5 protein-coding genes and 2 pseudogenes are annotated in these 5,783 nt (G+C 50.3%); all 7 read left to right on the top strand.

From position 1 onward, the window contains the following. On the top strand, positions 1–480 hold a 480-nt coding region (locus AB4Z11_RS20635; RefSeq protein ID WP_442027339.1), incomplete at its 5' end, for a hypothetical protein. Then, positions 477–1,943 (top strand): hypothetical protein, encoded by a 1,467-nt coding sequence (locus tag AB4Z11_RS20630; RefSeq protein ID WP_442027337.1) that lies wholly within the window; start codon positions 477–479, stop codon positions 1,941–1,943. The genes AB4Z11_RS20635 and AB4Z11_RS20630, both read left to right, overlap by 4 nt. 16 nt (positions 1,944–1,959) lie before the next feature. Beyond that, a pseudogene (locus tag AB4Z11_RS20625) lies at positions 1,960–2,355 on the top strand (TniQ family protein); the annotation flags it as partial. A 339-nt stretch (positions 2,356–2,694) separates the two neighbouring features. Further along, positions 2,695–3,513 carry a hypothetical protein gene (locus AB4Z11_RS20620; protein WP_442027341.1) on the top strand — a complete coding sequence of 273 codons (819 nt, stop codon included), beginning with the start codon at positions 2,695–2,697 and terminating at the stop codon, positions 3,511–3,513. Positions 3,514–3,834: 321 nt separating this feature from the next. Continuing rightward, complete coding sequence (locus tag AB4Z11_RS20615) at positions 3,835–4,503, top strand: hypothetical protein (protein ID WP_442027335.1); 669 nt, start codon at positions 3,835–3,837, stop codon at positions 4,501–4,503. 73 nt (positions 4,504–4,576) lie between these two features. Beyond that, positions 4,577–4,734, top strand: a pseudogene (locus tag AB4Z11_RS20610) (IS5/IS1182 family transposase); the annotation flags it as partial. Positions 4,735–4,900: 166 nt separating this feature from the next. Beyond that, complete coding sequence (locus AB4Z11_RS20605; RefSeq protein WP_442027333.1) at positions 4,901–5,233, top strand: hypothetical protein; 333 nt, start codon at positions 4,901–4,903, stop codon at positions 5,231–5,233. Positions 5,234–5,783 lie beyond the last annotated feature (550 nt).

Below are 5,783 nucleotides of genomic sequence, written 5' to 3'. Positions count from 1 at the left end.
GCCAAAGAGATTGTCAGGGTCAATTCACAATTGCAAAGGCGGGTTATAACTGAACTCCCCTTACGAATGTTTGAAGTCGAAACCCCTGCCGGAAAGCAGCTCTTTCGAATTTTTATAAAAAAGCTGGATGAGTTATTGCCTGTGGCTGATATGTCCTTTGTAGATGATCCAGAATTACCTGATCTTATATGCTATGCCACTCATGGGATCCTTGATTATATTATCGAATTAGTGACAGAAGCCATGCTGGCGGCAAGGGCGAGGGAAAGTGAACGAATTAGCCGAGATGACTTAGCTCTTGCTTTTGAAAAACGGCACGGTAGACATCACGCTAACGTAAATCCTTTCCTCATCGGTGGACCGAAGCGACGCCTTGATCAATTTGGCGAACCGTTTTACGCGTTCTTCGATTCAGCTAATCCGATAGCTTATGAGCCGAAAACAATTAAGCACCGAGTTTCACGGGGTTCGATTAAATGACTGATGATTATTTGGCAATTTCAGTTCGGCCACGGCTGTTAATCAGGCTAGATGCTAACTTCTATCCTAACAGACAGGATTATTTGCTGCGTTTGGCTGACAGTAATTGCTTTGATGGCATCAATGCGCTTTGTAGGGTACTCGGCGTGGGATTCGCGAAGATGGTGACCGCATCTAATGAAGGAATTAATAACTATCTTCGGGGCTATCCTGAGTTGAAAGGGCTTGGCTCCCAGAAAGGACTGTCGCTTCTTCAAAGAGCACGGGGGCGTAAACGAAGGATATGTCCTGCCTGTGTTTTGGAGGACTTACCGCACGCAGCTTGTTTAAACTTCGCCCTTCCAATAATTTGCCCTCGCCATAATATAGTGCCACACGACGTATGTCAGGCATGTGATAAGCCGATTGACTACTTAGCGAGTTCCATTCATCGCTGTAGTTGTGGGTTTTTCTTTGGCGACAGTGCCAGAATAGTTCCTGCCGGTTGGTTTACAGAGTTCCAAGAGGTCTTCTCTCCACAGGTAGCTGAAGGAAGATCTTACGACGAGCTGGCAAAAAGTTTTGTTTATCTGGCACACTTCGCTGCATATTTGACCAATTATGAGCCAGATACCTTTGGAGGAAGACATGTCTCTACTGCATGGTTGTCACAGAAGGAATTTCACCGAGTAAGTTCATTTATGATCAATTGGGTTGATAGGATAAAAGATCGAGCCGCATATCATCAACATCATATGGGTCCAAGAGGTAGAGCCTATTGGAAGAATGTGCTTAAGCACATAAAGGCCCCTTTGCTTTACAATGCGTTTAGCCGTACCTCTACAAAATCTAAGATTCCTCCGAATAGGCTATTGCGAAGCGAGCGTGGCATGGTGGAGGTTTTACCTCAAAATATGATTCCACTTCAGGCTACTTTTAAAATGCTAGGAGGCGGCAGAGGATATTTCATCAACCAATTTGTGAGCGAATTTGAAAAGGACATTATATATTTTTCCCGTAAAAGATGGATCAAAGTCGAACTGGCTGTACCATTTCTTGAGCTTATTGATTCAACGGTTTCGCTTGAAGAGGCAAAGTGCATATCGGGAGCGAGCATATCACAAATTCGTTCGTTTATACGGCTCAAAATTTTAAAGGGCTATAAGTTGTTGCCTAGTATGAAAAATACTCGGAGAGTAAGCAAAGAAGAGTTGCATAACTTGATTTCTAGGGTAGTCAAGCAATCCCAAGACATGCGTGTTGCTGATGGGCCAATGGTTGCCTTGTCGGCGATAGTGCCAGTACGTGATGAAAGTGAATGGCAACCGATAGCACGTGCATGGGACCGGTTTTTTAAAGCGGTTTTTGACGGCAAAGTTCCAACTTTTTTGAGGCGTCGTAACGTCAATTTAACTGAAGTCTACATTTTGGAAAAGGATTTAAGGACGTATAGGGTGCCGCAATACTTATCCCCGATTGTCTAAGTGTCCAGTGGTCACCATGTTTCTTATTCGCCCACTCCCAAATCCTGATGAGTCGCTCTCTTCATGGAGGCAGCGCGGCGGATTGGCGAATGGGTTTCGAATCTATCCGAGACTTTCTGGCTATCGCAATTATGGCGAGTCCGACCTGTTAGTGAAGTCGGACGAGCTGCAATGGCTGAGTGACCACTTCCTCGTCGGGACAGCGGCTATTCATGCGATAAGTCTTGATTCGATAGGTGCGAACCTGCAAAGTAACTTTGCTTCCATTCCCAAGCGCCCCTGGGTGCTTCCATATTCTACAACTCGAACCGTAACAACTGGCGGTGTTTGTTGCCCGCTTTGTCTGCAAAGCGATGAATCGCCGTATTTTCGACTGAGTTGGCGCTTCGCATTTTTGACGCGCTGTCCTGTTCACGGTTGTAGGATGCTCGAGCGGTGCCCGGTCTGTCGGAGCCCCGTCTGGCCGGGGAATTTGCCTCTGCTATTAACAAGGCCGCCTGGTGACTTCGGCGCCTGTCAAATTTGCGGAGCTCACTTTGCATTGCCGGACTCAGTAGGGTGTGGCGGTCATGCATTAGTTCAGACTTTGTTGAAATGCGCCGAAGAGAGGGTTATGCCGCAGTGCGTGTATCCAGGCGCTACGACGCAGGAATTCTTTGGTGCGCTGTGGTGTCTGTGTCAGCTTCAACTTCGAAAGAGTTCGCGACATTTGTCAGAGGCACTTTCAAAGGTGTGCTCATCGTCGGCGATTATGGACGGCAACGTTGTAAACAAGCTGGAATCGCTACCAATTACAACTAGAGAAAGTTTGATTGCAAGGTCTTTCTGGATGTTGTTGGATTGGCCCCGAAACTTCATTTCTGCATCTAAAGTGGCAAATCTTAGCAGGTATCATTTCGCGGCTACTTGGAATCAACAGCCCGCCTGGTTATCGGAGATTGTCGAGACCGAACTGTCAAAAAGGACGATGGGCATTACTACTGAAAAGGTGATAACAGCGAAGCAAAGGCTGGAGCACGACGGCGTCGCGGTTTCCAAATCCAGCCTGCGTCGAGCGTTGGGAGTCCGTGATGCTGTCGCAATTGACGCGGTGGTAATACATCGTAGAAGAGCGAACATTGATGAATTCTCTCTGATTTGCCAAGAGTATGAGAGGCAGCTTATGTCTGCCTCTACAGCGAGGGATCAAAGAGCTTCGATACACAGGGACTACGCAATACTTTTGTTGAGCGCGTTGGCTGGACAGAAAATAGAGCAGATTTGCGCATTGTCGAAGGTCGACCTTACCCACTTGTTGGCGATCCTAAACGCGGAAGCTGACGGAAAATCCTCTGAGTTCAGGAGGTTCCTCAGACGAGCCGAAGATTTAGCACAGGATGATGAGTTATCCGCTCGTGCAGAGAGGAGTGCCTGGTCAGATGCGTGCAAACAGTTCGTTGGCCGATATGGAGAAGTGCTTGCTGGCCACACTGTTAGAGCGCGCGTCGCGAGAGATATGCGCAGAATCTTACCCGCCGAACTGTGGAATAGCGCCGATGTGTTCCGTAAGGTGTTTGTTGCACTTCGTTAAATATTAATACCAAATAAATTCCAAATCGGTTAGGCCACTATTCCTGTATTTGCGAAGATAGAAGCATCGACTGTATTGCAGAAAGTCTCCCACGCGCTTAGAGACCAAGTCCGGAGAAAAGCATAGCTATTTGAAGGGAGCGGCGAGCGGCTGTCTTTGACCTTGAACAAAACATATCTGGCAGTTCGACGCGTCCCCCAAGATGTAAATTTCCTAAAGTTAAGTGTGGCAAGCCGTGAGCTTCGGTTGAGCCTATGCGGACTCGCGCAATTTGGCCCCCTTGAATGGCGTTGTCCAGCAACCTAGACTAGGGAAACTTGTATGCAAGCATTATTTAAGAAATGCAAAGGCGGCTGCACTCGCCAAGAAGTCAATTCTTCCGGACATCTTCGCAAACTGCCTCGCCAAGGCATGCTCTCGTTGTTTCTGGCCTTGGCAGCACCGGCTTGGTCTCAGGAACCACATATAGGTCAGGCCGAGCCGCATGTGATGACCGAGGAAATACGTCATTCTTATACCGTTTATCCATATCAACCGCAGTTCGTGCTCGATGCTCGTTCTGTGACCGTACTTCGCGAAGAGGAGCCTGAGTCTGCTTTGAACGCTTGGATTGGGGCCATGCGCGCAGGCCAGTATGATCTTGCCATGAGCTGTTGGGACGTCGAATCGCAACGTCAGATAAGCGAAAGAGACAAGGCCCTAGGTAAGCAACCCTCTCAATGGCTCCAACAGTGGAAGCGCTTGTTCGGAAACAGCAAGGTGGTTCTCAGCAACAAGATCAAGTATGGAAAATATTGGATGATCACCTACACAGCCACTGACCCAGCTGGTCAAGTCTTGATTCATGAAACTGTGGCGCTGGGCAACAGCAAGGGTAAGTGGAAGCTGACGTTGGCTTTGGCTGACAACGCTGTTCTGAATAATTGGGAATCGGGAAAAACCCGCATCGAGCGCCTTGCCGCCCCCCAATTTAAATCCCGCGTCGACTAGACACTCGCTAAGAGGTCGTTTCAAGAAGAGTCCGCGGCAGCTGTTAACTTTAGCCATAGGCTGTTAACCTTGGTCAGGACAACTCGATTTTTCACGCGATGCCGTCGATTCATCGTCGGTGGGCGCGGTAGGGGCGGGCCAAAAACAGGACCGAACCCCACCGATCGCGCGCGACCCGGTTCCAAGCATCCCCTCCTCGTCGATGCCAATGGCGATCCCGTTAGCACTATAACCTGACAAATTAATCTACCGGACGGCTTACGCGCTGCACGCTTCAGCCGCCGGTTATTGCGCACCTTAGCTCCCTTCTATGGAACCATCAGCACGTCATCTAGCGCTTCACGGAGCCATTGTCCTGTTGGTCGGCTTGCTTTGCGGCGGCCCCTACGGCCGCGCCGTGAACCGCAACGCCGCGCCGCATGTCGTTCACTCGTGGCGCGTGGCTCATGCAAGCCTGCCCATGGGCGCATTGCTCATGTTCACTGTGGCTGCCCTACTCTCATCGTTCGCAGTGGCGGTTTCCATTAAATGGGCTATCGCGGTTGCGCTCATTGTTTCGTCCTACGCGTTCTGCTTTTCACTGCCACTGGCAGCCCTGGTAGGCCAGCGCGGTCTGTCGTCGCAAGGGCCCCTTGAAGCCAAGGTCGTTTTCGCCGGCAACATGCTGGGTGCATGGGCGGCGCTCGTAGCAACGCTGGCGCTTATCTATGCGGGGTTAGTCTTGCTGTGAGGCAGAGAGCTCGCCCCTCCATCGAACAGGCAGCCTCAAGTCAAGCCATTGTGTCAATTCCCCAAGTTACACTCGCGCTAGAGCCAACACAAAGTCAGCACCCGTAACGAGGAACACATGCCACTCATGGCAATCACTCGACTTCGAGTGCGATCCTGGCGGTATCTGCCAATATTCTTCTTGCAAGCATTCCGTTCCACCATTCAGGCGAAGGCCGCGAACGGCAATCTTGTAGTGTCAGTCCTGAGTGAAGCCAATAGAACGTTCTGGACTCGCACCGCCTGGGCTGACGAACAAGCCATGAGCGCGTATATGTCCCCAGGAGTGCATCGAAAAGTCATGCGGAGCCTGGCGAAATGGTGCGACGAAACATTCGTCGCGCAATGGACTCAGGCGACTCTCTCTCTGCCTTCGTGGGAAGAAGCGCATCATCGGATGCAATCTCAGGGGCGCCCTTCGCGGGTAGACCAACCGACTCCGGCCCTTCGTGCCTTTCAAATCCCGGCGCCACTGGTTCGTCGCAGCGACACACCTTGCGCCTGAAGTTGTC

This window comes from Pseudoduganella sp. RAF53_2, from assembly GCF_052113985.1.
Taxonomy (GTDB): domain Bacteria; phylum Pseudomonadota; class Gammaproteobacteria; order Burkholderiales; family Burkholderiaceae_D; genus Rugamonas.
Note: the sequence above shows the minus strand (reverse complement) of the source record. Positions and strands in the feature narration are given on the sequence as shown.

What these genes read in the sequence shown, in the direction of transcription:
- AB4Z11_RS20620 (WP_442027341.1), top strand. Translation starts at nt 2,695, where the DNA reads ATGGACGGCAACGTTGTAAACAAGCTGGAATCGCTACCAATTACAACT.
- AB4Z11_RS20630 (WP_442027337.1), top strand. Translation starts at nt 477, where the DNA reads ATGACTGATGATTATTTGGCAATTTCAGTTCGGCCACGGCTGTTAATC.
- AB4Z11_RS20615 (WP_442027335.1), top strand. Translation starts at nt 3,835, where the DNA reads ATGCAAGCATTATTTAAGAAATGCAAAGGCGGCTGCACTCGCCAAGAA.